The sequence below is a fragment of the Agromyces humatus genome, assembly GCF_021228295.1.
Lineage (GTDB): Bacteria > Actinomycetota > Actinomycetes > Actinomycetales > Microbacteriaceae > Agromyces > Agromyces humatus.
Window position 1 is genome coordinate 58103 of record NZ_JAJQPD010000009.1, and the last position, 13029, is coordinate 71131.

Below are 13029 nucleotides of genomic sequence, written 5' to 3' on the forward strand. Positions count from 1 at the left end.
GGCCGCGGCGCATGTCCCCTGCGCCACAGCTGACGCAGGGACATCCGCTCAGAACAGGCGAGCCTGCGCGACGACCGCCGCCCCCTCGTGCTCGAGCAGCCGGCGCTTGCGCTCGAGCCCGCCGGCGTACCCGGTGAGCGATCCGTCGGCGCCGACGACACGGTGGCACGGCACCACGATGCTCAGCGGGTTGCGGCCCACCGCGCCGCCGACGCGCCGGGCGAGATTGCGATCGCCGAGGCGCGCGGCGAGCGCGCCGTAGGTCGTCGTCTCACCGAATCGGATGTCCCGCAGCATCGCCCACACCGCGTGCTGGAACTCGTCGCCGATGGGCGCCAACGGCAGATCGAACGTGGTGCGAGCGCCCTCGAGGTACTCGGCGAGCTGCTCGCCGAACCGCGTGATGAGCGCGTCGCCGCGGGCGTCGACCTCGACACCGATGGCGTCGGCGGCCGGCGGATGCCGGTGCCCCGGAAAGTAGATCCCCGCGAGGGCGTTGCCGTCGGCGACCACGAGCAGGTCACCGAGCGGTGTCGTCAGCGTCGCGTGGCGGCGGGTCATGACTCCATCATCACTCGCCGCCACCCCGCCGCGCCCGCAACCGGAAGCGGGTATCGGACCTAGACGCCGGGTGCCGCGACCGGCGCTGCAGCCCCGACCCGCGTCGACCCGCGCCACGGACCGGTGTTGCCGAACGCGAGCAGCGCACCCCAGACGAGGGGGACGAAGAAGTAGAGCACCGCCCAGCCGCCGCCCTTGCCGAAGCCGAGCCCGATGCGATGAGCCGCGATGACGACGAAGACGAGTGCGACGATGTTCGCGCCGGGCACGAAGACGAGCAACGCGAGCCACCCCGGCTGACCGCCGAGCTCGAGCAGCCGCCACGAGTTGTAGACGGGCACCCAGGCCGGCCATCCCTCGGCACCGGTCTTGGCGAAGACCCTCGAGAGGAAGACCCCGTTGAGCACATAGGTGGCGGCGCCGTAGACGGCGAGACCTGCCCAGAGCACGAGCATGGGGACGAGTACTGCGGCGATGTCGATGACGGGTTCTTGCATGTCGTTCACTCCAGGCCCTCGCCCGCCGGAACGAGCGCGATGTACAGCAGGTCGCGCGCGGTCGCGACCGTGTCGGCGCGCAGCGCGTCGTCGGCGCATTCGACGTAGACCATCGCGCCCTCGCCGATTCCCGCGAAGGTGCGGGCCACCGCGGTGGCCGCGAAGCCGTCGCCTGCGAAGGCGACCTCGACGGCATCGACCGTGCCGAATGCGCCCGCTCCGTCGCCGGCGTCGAGGCTGCCGTCGATGACCTGGCTCGGGTCGACCGTCGTGCTGAGGGCCGATTCGATGAGGGCGATGCTCGCTGCACGGTCGCCGTTGGCGACGTCGACGTCGGCACCGACTGATCCGTTCGTGTGCCAGACGTAGCATCCGGTGGTCGAATGCTCGTACTCGAAGACGTTCGCGTTCGGATCGGCTTCGGTCAACGCGACCCATTCGTCGTTCGCCGGGAAGCCCGACATCATCGCGACGTAGGCGGGACCGGTCACCTCGACGTCCCAGGGGAGCTCGACGGGGAAACTCGACCCGGCCGCCCCGTCGACACCGGTATCGCCGGTGACCTGTTCGCCCGCATCGACAGCGGCGAGCGCCTGCTGCGTCTGCGTGAAGGAGGTGGCGACCAGCCAAGCCCCCACGACCGGAACGACGATCACCGGGATCGCCGACACGATGATCGCGAGGGTCAGGGCAACGCCGAGTCCCTTCGCGCGTGGCGGCGACGTCGGCCCGGTCGGGGGCGCAGGCGGCGGGGGTGCAGCGGCGGGAGGCGTTGCCGCCTCGGGCGACGACGTGTCGAGGGTCACGTGGCTCCATCGGGTCGGGTTGCGCGGACCTGCGCAGGATTCCGATCGTAGTATTCGCAGCGCGCTGATCCGGAACGAACCGACGGCTGTGGAGAACCGCATCCGGCGGCTGACGGCACGGAGCATTGACGCACGACCGCACGGCGATCAGGCTGGCGGCATGGCGGACTCCACTCCCGAGAACTGGCGACGCGTCGACCAGTACCTCGCAACGACACTGATCGACGACGACCCGAGCCTGACGGCCGCGGTCTCCGACGCCACCGCCGCGGGCCTGCCCGCGATCGAGGTCACGCCCCTGTCGGGCAAGCTGCTGCACCTGCTCGCACGCATGTCGGGCGCGCGGCGCGTGCTCGAGGTGGGCACGCTCGGGGGCTACTCGACGATCTGGCTCGCACGCGGCATCCCGAACGACGGACGGGTGGTGACCCTCGAACTCGAACCGCGACACGCCGACATCGCCCGCGCGAACCTCGAGCGGGCCGGCGTGTCGCAGAAGGTCGAGATCATCGTCGGGCGTGCCGCCGACAGCCTGCGGCGCATCGCCGAGCGCGGCGACGAGCCGTTCGACCTCGTGTTCATCGACGCCGACAAGGAGTCGAACACGATCTACATCGACTGGGCGATCCGCCTCGGACGGCCGGGCACCGTCATCGTGGTCGACAACGTCGGACGCACGGGCGAGGTCGCCGACCCGCACAGCACCGATGCCATGGTGGTCGGCACCCAGCGGGGGCTCGAGTTGCTGGGTGCCGATCCGCGAGTGGATGCCACGGCGTTGCAGACCGTCGGATCGAAGGGGTGGGACGGGGTCGCGGTCGCGATCGTCGTGTGACGCCGCTGCAGGCCTCACGGGAGGAGCGAGAACCCCTCGCGGACGGCCGCCACCGAGAGCTCACCGTCGAATGCGGCGAACGTCGAGCACGTGGGCTCGATGAGCCGCGCCGCCCGTGCGCTTGCAAGCTGGACGGCGTCGTACGCCCGAAGTCCGTGGATCGCCGTGAGCTCAGCAGCACGCTCGAGGATCTCGTTCGTCAACTGCAACGTGACGAGCTATCGGCCACGACCGACATTCGGCCCAGCCGCCGGGTGGGCCCTGGCGCCGCGAGACTCAGAACCCGCCGCCGTCGCCGCCGAAACCCCCGACACCCCCGTCGAAGCCCCCGACGCCCCCGTCGAAACCCCCAGTGCCGAACCCACCACCGCCGGAGCCTGCGATCCCACCGCCGCCGTCGCCTGCGAAGTACCCGCCCACGAACCACCTGCCGGTGTCGCCGGTCAGCGGCACGCCGAACCTGGAGTCCTCGCCCCGCTGCAGCAGCCCGCCGCCGACGCGAATGGGCTGCGACAGCCGGGTTGCCATGAGGCCGAGGCACGACGCCAGGCGATCCGCCGAGAACGGGGCCGACGAGCGGTACCAGGTCGGCACGGTTCCCGACGTCTCGGCGACCTCAGCGAACCGTCGGATCACGGATGCCTCGTCGAACAGCACGGCCCAAGGCAGCAGCTGCTCCCCCGCGGCCACGGTCGCGACATCCGTGCTCGCGACGACCTCACCCAGCTGGTTCGCCCGCTCACGGAGTTGCAGCCCGGCCGCGTTCAGCGGGATCCAGCGTGACAGCAGCACGCGCAGCCCGAGCGCCAGCCCGCCGATGACGATCGCGCTCCACGAGATCGAGTTCGTCAGATCGTCGCGAAGGCCGAGGGTGATGAACCCCAACACGACTCCGAGTGCACCGCCGATCGTGGCGGCCCTGAACCGGCCGGCCGGGCGCGGTTCGCGGTACCAGTCCGCCGCGTCGCGGAACCCGTTGCGCGTCACCGTGAGGAGGGCGGGGTTCTCGTTCACGACGCGGTCCACGTCGACGCTCGAGCCGCGCGCGACGGTGCGCGTGCCGGACGCGAGTCCCGGCGTGAGCATCGCGAGCACGGTGTCGTCGGTGATGTCGCCGGACTCCCTGTTCCACCCGACGACCATCGGATAGTCGCCGTCGAAGACGAGGTGGATGTCCTGTGCGCGGCCCACCTCGCCGTCGCGAACGTCGCGCCGGTCGCGGATGGCGATGACGCCGCTGCCGGCGAGCAGCATGACGGTCGCCGGCAGCCAGCGTGCCGACGCCGGGCCCGACACGAATCCGACGGAGAGCAGTCCGGCGGTCTCGGGGTCGGTGACGGCGACCGCGGTGTCGGGGTCGGGCTTCCGCAGCCACGCCACGATGAGGGATCCGACGCAGACCGCCGCGGTCAGCGCGCCGGCCAGCGCGAGCAGCGGCAGCAGGGACGTGCCGAGGGTTCCATTCGCAGCTGCCGCGAACGACTCGGTGCGGGTACCGGCGTTCGCGAGGTCCACGACGACCTGATGCAGCGCCGAGACGGCCATTCGTCCCATGTGCGGAGGCTACTCCCGTGGAGCCCGACGGGGCTATCGCAGCCCACGCCGAGCGATGCGCAGGGTCATTTCTGTACAGTTCGGGCCGATGCCGCCGGCGCCGAGCCCGTCGTCATCGGCTCGCACCGGCACGCCGATGCCGTGCTCGTTCCGTTCGCTCGATACCGCGAGCTCACCGCGACCGAGCGAAACCCGAGCCCCTTCCTCCCCGAGCTGCAGCGCCGAGGCGCGACCATCGCGCGGTTGGCGCGGGCGAACCACGCCGACAACGTTCGCGTGTTCGGCTCGGTCGCGCGCGGTGACGACGGGCCGACGAATGACGTAGATCTCCTGGTCGATCCCGACGACGAAACGACCCTCTTCGACCTCGCGCAGCTCGAGATCGACCTCGAGACGCTTCTCGACCGCAGGGTCGATGTCGTGTCGAGCCGGTCGCTCGACCCGATCCGCGACCGTTCCATCTTCGACGACGCGCTGCCGCTGTGAAGGCCGATGCGCGCATCGATCGCCGGCTCAGCGACCTTCTCGCGAGCCTGGAAACCGCAGCCCGACTCGTCGATCGAGGACGCGCGGCCTTCGACACCGACCCCGCGATCGCACTCGCATTCGAGGCGCTGTCGAACCGGGTGGGCGAGATCGCGAAACGGCTGACCGCAGCGGACGCGACCCGGTTCAGCCAGCCGATCTGGGCACAGGCCGCGCGCAATCGCGACGTCGTCGTGCACCATTACGACCGCATCGATCGCGACGCCCTCTGGAAGACGGTGACCCTGAGCTTCCCCGAACTGCGCGCCGCCGCAGCTGCCGCTCGCGCCTGAGCCGGGTCGATCTCAGCAGAACGGCTCACCCATCCAATCCACGATCGCTTCGATGCGCAGGCGACGGGGATCGTCCCCATTCGAGACCACGGATGCCGCGAACTCGCGCCGCACGGACGCGAGGGGTGTGCCGTCTTCGGCCACGGCGTCGCTGCCACTGGTGAGGTCGAGCAGTGTGTCCTCGCGGCAGTACGCGAAGTGCACCCGCGCACCATCCGTGTCTTCGATGCGTCGCAGGACGAAGGCATCGCTCACCTCGACGCGTATCTCGACCGGTGTCGGCCCATGCAGGGTCGTGGGGAAGTGCGCACGCACTTGATCCTCCATCGCCGGCGTGAGAATGTCGCTCAGGTCGCCGCCGTGCGGATCTCCGTTCCGTGTGATCGAGTGGTACTCGTCGGTGTAGGCATCGAGCACCGCCACTGACGTGGCGAGCGCATCATCGTCGTCGGCGAAGAATCCTCCGGTGAGCTCGGTATACGGCTGCTCGTCACCGAGACCGCCGCCGGTGACGGTCAAGCCGTCATCGGGGTCGCCGTCGATCACTTCCCGCGCCGGCGCGGCGGGAGCAGGGTTCGGCGGCGGAACGCATCCAGTGAGGAAGAGGCTGACGAGCAGCACCGCTGCCGCGCCTGAGCGCAGGCGCCGGCCGGTGATCGCGAATTCGTGTGGCATGTCGCGAAGCTAGATGCCGCTGGGCATACCCGGTCGGGTTCGGAGGCGTCGGGTGGAGAATTCAGACGGGGCGCGCGCTGTGGAGGACGGGTTCGCCCGGCGCGTCGGTCGGCAATCGGACGGGAGGGCGCCCGGGCTTGGGCACTTGGGCACTTGGGCACTTCGGCACCCGGGCACTTGGGCACTTGGGCACTTGGGCACTTGGGCACCGCCTCCCAGGCGATCTCCCTGGTCACGGCGATCAACACCCCAGCACGCGAGCGCGCAAGCACGCGAGCACGCGAGCACACGAGCACGCGAGCACACGAGCACGCGAGCACACGAGAATCGAACCGTGACCTCACCCCGCGAACGCTTCCGCCTGCGCACCAGCCTCCTCGGCAGCGACCCTGAGATCTGGCGCATCATCGACGTCGACGGCGACCTGCGCCTCGACGAGTTGCACGACGTGATCCAGGTCGCGTTCGGGTGGCGCGACTCGCATCTGCACGAGTTCGGCGAGCTCGATCCGTACCCCCGCAGCCGCGATATCCCTCGCATCGGGCGCAAGCCGCGGCGCTGGATGCCCGCCGAAGAGCTCGCCGAGCAGGACGACCACACATTCCCTGGCGCGGTCGAATACGCGCTCGTCGACGAGCACGACGCGCGCGTGGCATCCGTGTTCGATTCCCTCGACGGCCCGCTGTATTACTGGTACGACTTCGGCGACAGCTGGCACCACGCGATCGAGCTCATCGAGCGAGAACGATCGGATGACCCGCACGCGTCGCAGCCGCCGTGGACGCGCCGCGCCGAACTCGTGCGCGGCGAGCGCCGCGGTCCGCTCGAGGACTCGGGCGGGGTGGGCGGCTACGTCGAACTGCTCGACCGGCTCGCCGATCCGAACTCGCCCGAGCACGCCGACGCCGACGGCTGGGCGAGATGGATCGCCTGGCCCGAGCCCGAATTCGACGCCGACGCGTTCGACGTCGCCGGCGTCGACCACGAACTCGCGCTGCGATTCGAACTCGACAGCGACTTGTCAGGGGTCGTCGTCGCCGGCGAGGCGTCCCTCGCGTCCGACGCGGCCATCGTCGGGGTTCTCGAGCGGCTGCCCGAGCCGCTGCGTCGCGAACTGCGGCTGCGGCTACGACGCACCGGTGCGCTCGCGCCCGTCGCGATCGAAGCGGATGTCGCGGGGCGGATGACGCGCCCGTACGCGTGGCTGCTCGAGCGGGTCGGTGATGGGCTGGCGCTCACGAAGGCGGGATGGATGCCGCCCGCGGTCGTGCACGAGGGGATGGTCGAGCTGGGGTGGGCAGACGATTGGATCGGCGAGTCGAACCGTGAAGACGTGACCCCACCGATGCGGCTGCTGCGCGAGCAGGCCGTGCGGCTCGGGCTCGTGCGCGTGCTGAGGGGGCGTCTCATCGCGACGGCGGTCGGCAAGCGACTGCGCGATGATCCGGTGGCGCTCTGGCGGCATCTCGCGTCGGCGCTCCTGACGCGGCCGCGCGACGAGGCATCGCGCGATGCCGCGCTGCTGCTCGCGATCGAGATCGCGTGCGGCGGGCACACCGAGTTGCGCGGCTACGACCAGGCGATCACCTGGGGACTCGATGCGCTCGACTGGTCGAACGGCGACGGCAGTGAGCTCGCTGAATCCGACGCCCACGACCTCACGTGGGACGCGTGGCGCGTGCTCGGCCATCTCGGTGTGCTGCGCCGCAAGCGCTGGAACGACGGCCGACCGACCGACGAGGGCCGCGCGTTCGCACGCGCGATGCTCGGGGCGGAGTGAAGGGCGACTCCGTTGCGAGTCGTCGATCTGAGAGCCATTCAGTCGTCTATTCGAGAGCAGCTGGAGTCGGGTAGCGATATCCGGCCGATTCACAGCCGGCGGATGTCACAACTCGCCGCCCTCGACCGTCGTATGTAGTGAACGACGAGTGAGGAGCAGCACATGCGCAGAAACGCGACCGCGGGCGGCGAACGAGCGCCTCGCGCCTCGGTCACCGACCGGCTCGCCGCCCGCGTCGGCAACGCCCCTGTCTTCGGGCGGCGCGTCGCCGACATCAGGGCGGAGCTTCGTCGCCGCACGGTGCCGAACCACTGGACGAACCTGTTCGGCGCGGTGACCCTCGCCTGCATCGTGGTCGTCACCGTCACCGGCGTGCTGTTGATGTTCTTCTACACGCCCTCGAGCGATGCGACGACCTACACGGGCAGCTACGTTCCGCTGCACGGTGCCGAGGTCTCGAAGGCGTTCGCGTCGACGATGCAGCTCTCGTTCGACGTGCCGGGCGGTCTGCTGCTGCGGCAGGCGCACCACTGGTCGGCGCTGCTGCTGCCGGCCGCGATCATCGTGCAGATCGTGACCACGTTCTTCACGGGCGCCTTTCGGCGGCCGCGCCGGGGCATGTGGGTGCTGCTCGTCCTGATCTTCATCGTGAGCCTCGCCGGCGGCTGGAGCGGCTACGCGCTGCCCGACGACATGCTCTCGGGCACCGGGCTGCGCATCACCGAGGGCATCGCGCTCGGCATTCCGCTCGTGGGCACCTGGCTCTCGTTCCTGCTCTTCGGCGGCGAGTTCCCGGGTCGGATCATCGAGCACCTGTACCCGCTGCACGTGGCGGTCGTTCCGGCCCTGCTCATCGCGCTCGTCGCGGTGCGCGGGCTCGCAGCCTGGCGCCACGGGCCGCCGCAGTTCCCCGGTCGCGGGCGCACCGAGCAGAACGTCGTGGGCGTTCGGCTGCCGGTCGCGGCCGCTCGTGCCGGCGGGCTCTTCGTGATCGTCACCGGTCTGCTCCTGCTGGTGTCGGCCGTCGTCACGGTGAACCCGGTCTGGTTGTATGGCCCGGCCTCGCCCGGAGACGCAGGCGCCGGCAGCCAGCCCGACTGGTACACGGGCTTTCTCGACGGCGCGCTGCGCCTCGCACCGGCCGGGTGGGAGTTCGTCTGGCTCGACCGCACCTGGACGCTCGCGATCCTCGTGCCCCTCGCGGTCGTGACCCTCTACCTGCTCCTCATCGCCGTCTACCCGTTCGTCGAGGAGTGGATCACCGTCGATCGCCGCGACCACCACCTGCTCGATCGCCCGCGCAACGCGCCGACGCGCACCGCGATCGGCGTCGCCGGCATCGTCTTCTACGCCACCCTGTGGGTCGCCGGCAGCGCCGACCTGATCTCGACGCACTTCTCGGTGAGCTTCGAGGGCGTGATCGGCGTGCTGCAGGCGATGGTCGTGTTCGGCCCCGCGGTCGGCTTCTTCATCGCGAAGCGCGTGTGCCTGGCCCTGCAGCGCAAGGATGCGGAACTGCTGCTGCACGGGTACGAGACCGGCCGTATCGTGCGTCTGCCCGGCGGTGAGTACGTCGAGGTGCATCGCCAGATCAGCGAGTACGAGCGCTGGCGCCTCACCTCGGTCGACACCCCTCGACCGCTCATGCTGCGGCCCGACGAGCGCGGCCGGCTGACCGTGGCGCAGCGGGTGCGGGTGCGGCTGTCGCGATTCTTCTTCGAGGACCGCATCGAGGTCGGGGCGCCGGGTGGCGCCGTCGACGCGGGCGACGGTTCGATCACGAAGACGGATGTCCCGAACAACGCAGATGCCCCCAACACGGCGGATGCCCCGACCGTCGGTCCGATCGCGACGCCGCGCTGACGTTCCGCTCGGCGTGCCCACCGGGTGCTGCACATCCCGCGGTCAGGTCGGGCGCGTACGGTTCAGCCCGTGAGACGGCACCGTCGCCCGACGGCGCCCGCCTCACCCGGAAGGGTCGCGACATGACCGCCCGCAGCGCAACGGAGCCTCCGTGGACCGTCGCACAGATCCCCGACCTGACCGGCACCAAGATCATCGTCACCGGCGCGAACAGCGGCATCGGGCTCGAGGCCACGCGTGCGTTCGCCGCCCACGGCGCCCACGTCGTGCTCGCCGTGCGAGACGAGGGCAGGGGTCGGGATGCCGCGGCCACGGTCGAGGGATCGACCGAGGTGCGACGACTCGATCTCGCCGATCTCGCGTCGGTGCGTGCATTCGCGGAGAGCTGGCGGGGCGACATCCGTGTGCTCGTCAACAATGCCGGTGTGCTCGTGCCGCCGTTCGGGCGCACGCGCGACGGATTCGAGTTGCAGTTCGGCACCAACCACCTCGGGCACTTCGCGCTGACGAACCTGCTGCTGCCGTACCTCACGGGCCGCGTGGTGACGGTCGCGAGCAGCGCCCACCGCACCGGACGCATCGACTTCGACGACCTCGACTGGTCGACTCGCCCCTACCAGGCCGGTTCCGACGCCTATGCGCAGTCGAAGCTCGCGAACCTGCTCTTCACATTGGAGCTGCAACGCCGGCTCGAGGCATCCGATTCGCGGGTCATCTCGACCGCAGCGCACCCGGGCATGGCGGCCACGAATCTCGGGGCGGGCACCGGCAACGCGATGCTGAAGCTCGTCGGCAGGTTCGCCGTGCGGTGGGTCGCCCAGTCGGCGGCCGACGGGGCGACGCCGATGCTGTTCGCAGCCACCGCGCCGATGCCGGGAGCCGGCTACGCGGGCCCGAGCCGTCGCGGCGAGATGACCGGCCCGCCCATGCTCGTCGATCGCGCCCCCGCGGCGAAGGATGCACGCACGGCCGAGCGCCTCTGGAGCGTGTCTGAGGAGCTGACGGGCGTCGCGTTCCCCTGGTAGCGGCAGGCTCAGCCGACGGCGACCACCGGAACGCCCAGCGCGGCGGCAGCGTCTGCGAGTTGCGTATCGAACGTCGCGAGCGGATGCCCCGACTCGACGGCCGCGTCGAGCACGCAGCAGTCGGGCAGCTTCAATCCCGTGTCGACGAGAACGGTGGTACACCTCGCGAGGGGATCGACGCCGGCGAATGAACGGAGGAGAATCGGTTGAGGGACGGTTTTGCCCGTGTTCCCACTCGGGGAGGGAGGACGTCATGACTCGACGCAACCGCGACGAGGTCGAAGAGGGCTACGAAGAGATGCAGCGGGTCGAGGGCGAGGACGTGTTGCCTGGCCCATCGCGCGCCGACGAAGACGGTCGCAACGCGGCCCGTCGCGCGGCATCGGGTTGGGGCGCTCCCTGGGTCTCGAGCGACGACGAGCGCTGACCCAAACGCACGAAATCCGGTCCCAGCGCCAGGGAGCACCGCATCACCTGGGCCGGGGAGGCGTCGTGACCCACGCGTGCGGCGATCGCAGCCCTACTCCTCGGCACCGCCTGCGCCTGAACGGCGAGCCGATCGAGGCGGACGCGACCGCATGTGCTGCACGACACCACCGAGCAGGCGCGTGAGCTCAACTCGGTCGGCGCCATCGAGCGCATCGACGAGAACGTCGCGCACCACGTCGACATGGCCGGGAAGGACGCGCTCGAGCGCGGACACACCCTGCGGCGAGAGCGTCACGTTCACGCCGCGCTCGTCGTGCTTCGACGGCACTCGTACAACGAGTCCCGCCTGCTCGAGCCGGTCGACCTGGTAGGTCAGGCCGCTCTTGCTGTGCACCAGCCGGTCGGCGAGGTCGGTCATGCTGCGCGGCGATGACGGGTCCTCGCCGAGGATCGCGAGGATCTGGAACTGCACGAAGCTGAGCCCTCCGTCGCGCCGCAGCTGACCCTCGACTCCGTGCTGCACGAGGGCACTCACTTCGAGCAGTGCGAAGTACACGCCGAACTCCGGGGGCAGGCTCGGCGGAACGGTGGCATCCGGCATGCCCGAATCCTATGACACGCAATTTGGTTCGAATTGGAAATAGATGAGGCTTGACGCGTGTTGTCGACCATCACAGGTAGTTCGAATTCGAAGGAGTTGTCCCGACATGACCGATCCCGACCGCAGCACCCTCTACGGCGGCGGCGAGCGCGGATACACCGACTACCCGCGACTCGCGGCCTGACCCCACCACGAAAGGACACACCATCATGCGTGCTATCCAGTTCACCCGATACGGCCAGCCGACCGTACTCGAGACCGTCGACCTGCCCCGATCCGAGGCGGGGCCCGGCGAGGCGCTCGTCCGCGTCGCCGGCACGACCTTCAACCAGGTCGACGCCACCATCCGTGCCGGCCACCTCGCGGAGGCGTTCCCGGTCGACCTGCCGCACGTGCCGGGCATCGACGTCAGCGGCACGGTGGTCGCCGTCGGCGAGGGTGCCCCGGCCGGCCTCGTCGGTCAGGACGTCGTCGCCTTCCTCCCGATGACCGGACCCGGCGCCTCAGCCGAGTTCGCGATCGTGCCCGCGGAGCTGATCGCCCCTGCACCGCAATCGATTCCGCTGGCGGATGCCGCGGCGCTGGCCTCGAGCGGACTCACTGCCTGGCAGGCGATCGTCGAGCAGGCCGACGTCCGCGCCGGGCAGCGTGTGCTCGTGAACGGCGCGGGCGGCGGGGTCGGCGGCTTCGCCGTGCAACTCGCGGCCTCGGCCGGCGCGACCGTGATCGCCACCGCCAGCGCCCGAAGCCGAGAAGCAGTGGAGGCGACAGGCGCCTCCCAGATCATCGACTACACGACCACGGCCCTGACCGACGCCGTGACCGAGCCGGTCGACGTGGTCCTCAACCTCGTGCGCACGTCGCCCGCGGAGACAGAGGCGCTCGTGTCGCTGTTGAAGCCCGGGGGCACCTTCGTCACCACGACGACGCCCGGCGTCGTGCCGCCAGGCGCCGACATCCGCACGGTGAGCCTCTTCGTGCGCAGCGATGCCGCCCAGCTGGCCCGTTTGGCGCAGCTCGTCGACGCCAGCAACCTGCGAATCGATGTGAGTGCGCGTCATCCGCTCGAGGAGCTCGCCACAGTGCACCGCCTCGGTGAGGCCGGCGAGCTCCGCGGCAAGGTGGTGCTCACTCCGACGCGCGACGGCGCACACGTGTAGGGCGAAGCTGATCAGGCCCGGTGCAGAGATGAGGTCGTTGCACCGGGCCGACCCCCTCGCCGCGCGTACGGCAGGTCGGTACGCTGGACGTGGAACCGAACCGGGGAGGGTGGTGAGTTCCATGTCTGCGACGAAGCAGTGGAGCATCACCGTCGACATCGACGAACAAGAAGACACCACGCTCGCGAACGTGAGCCTGCGAACGCCGACAGGTCACGAGGTGAGCGGCGTCGGCCACGCACAGCGCAATCCGCTCGATCCGAGCGTGCCCGAGATCGGCGACGAGCTCGCGGTGTCGCGCGCGTTGCGCAACCTCGCCGAGCGACTGCTGCACACCACCGAGAAGGACATCGCGGGCGCCACCGGCGAGCCGGCGCACCTGCACCGGTAGCACCGAGCCGGCCAGACCAGCCACGCGCAACTGC

Annotated in this window: 17 protein-coding genes; 9 read left to right on the forward strand and 8 right to left on the reverse strand. The window is 70.2% G+C overall.

Features of this window, described 5'->3' with window-relative positions:
* Window positions 1-48: 48 nt before the first annotated feature.
* From LSF15_RS15060 to LSF15_RS15070, 3 genes are read right to left on the reverse strand one after another with little or no spacing between them, the layout of a single operon-like run.
* The gene (locus tag LSF15_RS15060) at window positions 49-561 is read right to left on the reverse strand and encodes a methylated-DNA--[protein]-cysteine S-methyltransferase (protein WP_232499374.1); all 513 of its coding nucleotides are present in this window, start codon (window positions 559-561) and stop codon (window positions 49-51) included.
* A gap of 59 nt (window positions 562-620) precedes the next feature.
* Entirely contained in the window at window positions 621-1058 is a 438-nt protein-coding gene (locus tag LSF15_RS15065) for a DUF5684 domain-containing protein (RefSeq protein WP_232499375.1), read from the reverse strand.
* Window positions 1059-1063: 5 nt separating this feature from the next.
* Window positions 1064-1864, reverse strand: a complete 801-nt coding sequence (locus LSF15_RS15070) for a hypothetical protein (protein WP_232499376.1) — start codon at window positions 1862-1864, stop codon at window positions 1064-1066.
* Window positions 1865-2024: 160 nt separating this feature from the next.
* On the opposite strand from LSF15_RS15070, the gene LSF15_RS15075 reads away from it, so the two are divergent.
* Window positions 2025-2699, forward strand: a complete 675-nt coding sequence (locus LSF15_RS15075; protein ID WP_232499377.1) for an O-methyltransferase — start codon at window positions 2025-2027, stop codon at window positions 2697-2699.
* Window positions 2700-2713: 14 nt separating this feature from the next.
* Here the strand turns inward: LSF15_RS15075 and LSF15_RS15080 are convergent, their stop codons facing one another.
* Window positions 2714-2908, reverse strand: coding sequence for a PIN domain-containing protein (locus tag LSF15_RS15080; protein WP_232499378.1), 195 nt, complete (start codon window positions 2906-2908; stop codon window positions 2714-2716).
* Window positions 2909-2975: 67 nt separating this feature from the next.
* Complete coding sequence (locus tag LSF15_RS15085) at window positions 2976-4253, reverse strand: hypothetical protein (RefSeq protein ID WP_232499379.1); 1278 nt, start codon at window positions 4251-4253, stop codon at window positions 2976-2978.
* A 141-nt stretch (window positions 4254-4394) separates the two neighbouring features.
* On the opposite strand from LSF15_RS15085, the gene LSF15_RS15090 reads away from it, so the two are divergent.
* Window positions 4395-4739 carry a nucleotidyltransferase family protein gene (locus LSF15_RS15090; protein WP_232499380.1) on the forward strand — a complete coding sequence of 115 codons (345 nt, stop codon included), beginning with the start codon at window positions 4395-4397 and terminating at the stop codon, window positions 4737-4739.
* Window positions 4736-5071 carry a HepT-like ribonuclease domain-containing protein gene (locus LSF15_RS15095; protein WP_232499381.1) on the forward strand — a complete coding sequence of 112 codons (336 nt, stop codon included), beginning with the start codon at window positions 4736-4738 and terminating at the stop codon, window positions 5069-5071. The genes LSF15_RS15090 and LSF15_RS15095 overlap by 4 nt, the downstream gene beginning before the upstream one ends.
* Before the next feature lie 12 nt (window positions 5072-5083).
* On the opposite strand, the gene LSF15_RS15100 is transcribed toward LSF15_RS15095, so the two are convergent.
* Window positions 5084-5746 carry a hypothetical protein gene (locus LSF15_RS15100; protein WP_232499382.1) on the reverse strand — a complete coding sequence of 221 codons (663 nt, stop codon included), beginning with the start codon at window positions 5744-5746 and terminating at the stop codon, window positions 5084-5086.
* Window positions 5747-6080: 334 nt separating this feature from the next.
* Between LSF15_RS15100 and LSF15_RS15105 the strand changes: the two genes are divergently transcribed.
* The 3 genes from LSF15_RS15105 (at window position 6081) to LSF15_RS15115 (ending at window position 10414) form a co-directional block, all read left to right on the forward strand.
* A complete protein-coding gene (locus LSF15_RS15105) occupies window positions 6081-7526 on the forward strand; it encodes a plasmid pRiA4b ORF-3 family protein (RefSeq protein WP_232499383.1) in 1446 nt (481 codons plus the stop codon).
* A 162-nt stretch (window positions 7527-7688) separates the two neighbouring features.
* The gene (qcrB, locus tag LSF15_RS15110) at window positions 7689-9389 is read left to right on the forward strand and encodes a cytochrome bc1 complex cytochrome b subunit (RefSeq protein ID WP_232499384.1); all 1701 of its coding nucleotides are present in this window, start codon (window positions 7689-7691) and stop codon (window positions 9387-9389) included.
* A gap of 122 nt (window positions 9390-9511) precedes the next feature.
* Window positions 9512-10414 carry an oxidoreductase gene (locus LSF15_RS15115; protein ID WP_232499385.1) on the forward strand — a complete coding sequence of 301 codons (903 nt, stop codon included), beginning with the start codon at window positions 9512-9514 and terminating at the stop codon, window positions 10412-10414.
* An 8-nt stretch (window positions 10415-10422) separates the two neighbouring features.
* Here LSF15_RS15115 and LSF15_RS18875 read toward each other — a convergent pair whose 3' ends face one another.
* Window positions 10423-10548: a PIN domain-containing protein gene (locus LSF15_RS18875; RefSeq protein WP_269756507.1), complete on the reverse strand. Its 126-nt coding sequence runs from the start codon at window positions 10546-10548 to the stop codon at window positions 10423-10425.
* Window positions 10549-10667: 119 nt separating this feature from the next.
* On the opposite strand from LSF15_RS18875, the gene LSF15_RS15120 reads away from it, so the two are divergent.
* Window positions 10668-10841 carry a hypothetical protein gene (locus LSF15_RS15120; RefSeq protein WP_232499386.1) on the forward strand — a complete coding sequence of 58 codons (174 nt, stop codon included), beginning with the start codon at window positions 10668-10670 and terminating at the stop codon, window positions 10839-10841.
* Window positions 10842-10934: 93 nt separating this feature from the next.
* Here LSF15_RS15120 and LSF15_RS15125 read toward each other — a convergent pair whose 3' ends face one another.
* Window positions 10935-11444: a MarR family winged helix-turn-helix transcriptional regulator gene (locus LSF15_RS15125; RefSeq protein ID WP_232499387.1), complete on the reverse strand. Its 510-nt coding sequence runs from the start codon at window positions 11442-11444 to the stop codon at window positions 10935-10937.
* A 209-nt stretch (window positions 11445-11653) separates the two neighbouring features.
* On the opposite strand from LSF15_RS15125, the gene LSF15_RS15130 reads away from it, so the two are divergent.
* Together LSF15_RS15130 and LSF15_RS15135 are read left to right on the forward strand one after the other, a co-directional pair.
* Window positions 11654-12604, forward strand: a complete 951-nt coding sequence (locus LSF15_RS15130; protein WP_232499388.1) for an NADP-dependent oxidoreductase — start codon at window positions 11654-11656, stop codon at window positions 12602-12604.
* A gap of 121 nt (window positions 12605-12725) precedes the next feature.
* A complete protein-coding gene (locus LSF15_RS15135) occupies window positions 12726-12995 on the forward strand; it encodes a DUF1876 domain-containing protein (RefSeq protein ID WP_232499389.1) in 270 nt (89 codons plus the stop codon).
* The last annotated feature ends 34 nt before the right edge of the window (window positions 12996-13029 follow it).